The sequence below is a fragment of the Microcystis sp. M53598_WE2 genome, assembly GCF_030067735.1.
GTDB classification, from domain to species: Bacteria; Cyanobacteriota; Cyanobacteriia; order Cyanobacteriales; family Microcystaceae; genus Microcystis; species Microcystis aeruginosa.
Genome location: NZ_JASJFE010000292.1, coordinates 1 through 2,543 on the forward strand (window position 1 = coordinate 1; position 2,543 = coordinate 2,543).

Sequence of the window (2,543 nt, forward strand, 5' to 3'; positions counted from 1 at the left end):
GGAACCCCGCAAGGGAAAGAAGCAGAAACCTAAATCGTGAGGTTTGGGAATCACCGTCCGTTTACGGCGGTGAGGATGTCAAAGTTTTCCTAGATGTGTTACCGGCAGTAGTGCCGAAAAGCAATTTCTTGGCTGGGTTAAAGACAATTCATCGACATATATCTTAACTATAAGTTAAACTAATATTTAACAAAAATCGGCTTAAGACGAAAAAAACGATTAGCATTATAGCTCCAAATGCTTAGTAGTGGTTAGTTTAGCTAGATTGTAGAGGGATGAAATTATCTAGAGATCGAGCAAGGAGCGTCAAGAATTCTGGGTTAGATCTATAAGTAAATTTTATTTTAAGTTTATTTAAGACTGTCATTACTAATGCAAGGCTGAGTCAGGCAGATTTTCCCGTAGTATCAAAAATGAAACTCGCTCCAATCGTTCAATCTGACTACGAGCGAGAGGCAATTGTAGAGACTGCCGCTTTCACTAGCATTTAATTAAGAGGAACAACCGATGGCAACTTATAAAGTCACCCTGATAACACCCGATGGCAACCATGAAATTGAGGTTCCCGATGATGAGTACATTCTCGATATAGCTGAAGAGCAAGGAGTGGACTTACCTTATTCCTGCCGCGCAGGAGCTTGCTCCACCTGTGCAGGTAAACTTGAATCCGGTACTGTCGATCAATCCGATCAATCCTTCTTAGATGACGATCAAATTGAAGCGGGTTATGTCCTCACCTGCGTCGCCTATCCCACCTCTGACTGTGTGATCCTCACCCACCAAGAAGAAGCTGCTTTGAAGTAATCTCTCTCCAGATCGTCAGAAAACTCCCGTTAAAGCCATGGCTTTAATGGGAGTTATTTTATGGCTCAAAAATTTTTTTCCCTAAACACTTGTGTGTTTTAGCTAAGGGTGCTATGATTGTTAATCGTGGAATTAATGGGTCGGTGCCCGAGTGGTTAATGGGGGCGGACTGTAAATCCGTTGGCTACGCCTACGCTGGTTCGAATCCGGCCCGGCCCACCACGATCAATGCCCGTGTAGCTCAGTGGTAGAGCACACCCTTGGTAAGGGTGAGGTCATGAGTTCAATCCTCATCACGGGCTTTCTCTTTCCTGCTCATTCTCAATCAACAATTGAAGGATGAGATTGAGTAGGGTCTCCTGAATAAATCTAAAAACCTTGTTGGATAATATTTTTAGGCTTTTTTGAAATCAAAAAGTACCGGCCATTGGAGGGATCGGGGGGGAAATTTAGGGACTTTTTCCCTGAAAATTAGGTAATTGACCCCCTGAAAATGGTTAAAACCCTACACCCTACACCCCACACCCTACCTCCACCGAAAAACTTTTTGCCGCAAACCCTAAGTAAGTCTTCAGCACTATTGCGTTAACAGAAGTTCTCCCCTAGCCCAATTAGACATCGATCGCTTAAAATAGTCAAAATTACCTTATTTGTTGGCTCATGTCTCCCCTGGACAACATCGCTAAACTGTCTCACCTCACCCGCAGAGATGTTCAGAAAAATTGGTTTATCGCTACAGCAGCGGGAAAACCAATTCAACCCGTCACCCTCAATGAAAAACAATACATTATTTGGCCTGCCGGCAGACAAATCCAATATCTAACTCAAAAAATTATTGTCCCCGAACATTTAGCCGGTTATCCTTTAGAGGGAATGGAACTGAGATTAATCTTAACTTGGTGGGCGGAAGATGTCAAAATTTATGTTAATAATCAATTTATCCAAGCAGGAGACCTCTTTGATTCTTCCACGCGCATTTTACTTTCTAACTCGGTCTCTACCGGTCAAGAAATCTTTGTTACTCTCCGTTTAGTCAGTCCCAATCATGATATTGGTGGTTTGATGAAATCGCAGTTAATCTATGAATATAGCCAAGCTATCGATCCTAGTTTTGTCGCTGATGAATTAACCATTCTCCATAATTATCTACAAACTTTTTATACTGAAAACTTAGCGGCTTTTACCGCTACTCTCGATAATATTGACTGGGATAATGTCACCAACAAAGATAAATTTAATCGCTCCCTAGAATCAATTCGTCAATCCCTACAACCCCTCGCTAAACCGCTCAAAGAACGCAGTTTTCATCTTCTCGGCCACGCACATTTGGATCTGGCTTGGTTGTGGCCGTTGGCAGAAACTTGGCAAGTGGCAAAAAACACTTTTATCTCGGTTTTAAACCTGCAAAAAGATTTTCCTGCCCTCATATTTGGTCATTCTAGTCCCCTAATTTACGAATGGATAGAAAAACATCATCCTGACCTGTTTGAAGCAATTCTAGAGGCATATAAAGGGCAATCCTGGGAACTTTTGGGCGGGATGTGGGTAGAACCAGAAGTCAATTTAATTTCTGGGGAATCCCTATTTCGACAGCTGCTTTATGGACAAAAATATTTTCAAGAAAAATTTGGACAAATCACTGAAACTGCTTGGCTGCCGGATACCTTTGGGTTTCCCTACCAATTGCCACAAATTCTTAAATCCTTTGGCATCAAATATTTTGTAACTGGGAAACTACA

Annotated in this window: 2 protein-coding genes and 2 tRNA genes; all 4 read left to right on the forward strand. The window is 42.0% G+C overall.

The window, feature by feature from the left end; all coding sequences use genetic code 11:
• Positions 1-507 precede the first annotated feature (507 nt).
• Positions 508-804, forward strand: a complete 297-nt coding sequence (locus PX636_RS06265) for a ferredoxin (protein ID WP_002796877.1) — start codon at positions 508-510, stop codon at positions 802-804.
• 137 nt (positions 805-941) lie between these two features.
• A tRNA-Tyr gene (locus PX636_RS06270) sits at positions 942-1,026 on the forward strand.
• Positions 1,027-1,034: 8 nt separating this feature from the next.
• A tRNA-Thr gene (locus PX636_RS06275) sits at positions 1,035-1,106 on the forward strand.
• Positions 1,107-1,464: 358 nt separating this feature from the next.
• A partial coding sequence (locus tag PX636_RS06280) for a glycoside hydrolase family 38 N-terminal domain-containing protein (RefSeq protein ID WP_502882850.1) occupies positions 1,465-2,543 on the forward strand: 1,079 nt, incomplete at its 3' end.

Excerpts from the sequence above, each read along its gene's own strand:
- PX636_RS06265 (WP_002796877.1), top strand. The coding sequence starts at position 508 with ATGGCAACTTATAAAGTCACCCTGATAACACCCGATGGCAACCATGAA.